Origin of the sequence: Campylobacter sp. 2018MI34, from assembly GCF_016598975.1 — a bacterium.
In the GTDB taxonomy this organism is placed as follows: domain Bacteria; phylum Campylobacterota; class Campylobacteria; order Campylobacterales; family Campylobacteraceae; genus Campylobacter_D.
In genome coordinates, this window is the sequence record NZ_JAENKS010000268.1 from 1 (window position 1) to 382 (window position 382).

General features: G+C 56.8%; 1 protein-coding gene. It reads left to right on the top strand.

The genetic code is table 11. From position 1 onward, the window contains the following. A partial coding sequence (locus JG676_RS08755; protein WP_200217999.1) for a phage protease occupies positions 1-298 on the top strand: 298 nt, incomplete at its 5' end. Between the last annotated feature and the right edge of the window lie 84 nt (positions 299-382).

The following is a 382-nucleotide window of genomic DNA, read 5'->3' on the forward strand; positions in this document are numbered from 1 at the left end:
TGATTGTGACACCTTGATCACGGCTGCACTTTCCGATGGCCGTTTGCTGCCGGCACAAGAACCCTGGGCGAAGGGACTGGCGAAAGCCAACCCGGACAGTCTCAAAACGTTCCTGGACAAGGCTCCGAAAATCGCAGCCCTCAGCACGACCCAGACCGGTGGTAAACCGCCTGCGGGAGCAAAACCGGCACCATCATTGGACGATTCGGATGATGAGCTGGCCGCTGCGGTGGCGCTTAGCGCCATTATGGGTACTGACCCGGCAGACATTGCCAAATATGCGGGAGACAAGAAATGACCGATCGCAATACCCCTTATAAAGATGGCGAGCTGTTCCCGGTTCCCATCGCAGCTGCCACCGAAATCTTCGGTGGTCATATTG